This window comes from Neisseria sp. 19428wB4_WF04 (assembly GCF_015235335.1).
Classification (GTDB): Bacteria; Pseudomonadota; Gammaproteobacteria; order Burkholderiales; family Neisseriaceae; genus Neisseria; species Neisseria musculi.
Genome location: NZ_JADGLG010000226.1, coordinates 1 through 268 on the forward strand (window position 1 = coordinate 1; position 268 = coordinate 268).

The window sequence follows — 268 nt, forward strand, 5'->3', positions numbered from 1 at the left end:
GTGGTAACCGTAGTGGTAACCGGTTCGGACGGCCAAAGCCAAACCGTTACCACCACCGTCAAGGCAGACGGCAGCTACAGCGTAGACGTGCCCAAAGCCCTGCCCGACGGCGGCTACACCGCCGAAGCTTCGGTGAAAGACCCCGCCGGCAACGAAGGCAGAGCCAAAGACAACGGCTCGGTCGACACCACCGCCCCGATGATCAGCGTAGACGCGCCGGACAACAGCAGCGACAACACCCCGACCATCAGCGGCAAAACCGATGCGC

At 63.4% G+C, this 268-nt stretch carries 1 protein-coding gene; it reads left to right on the top strand.

Annotated features, from left to right (window positions below):
• Positions 1–268: Ig-like domain-containing protein (locus IR141_RS14325; RefSeq protein WP_167743243.1), on the top strand; the 268-nt coding region annotated here is incomplete at both ends.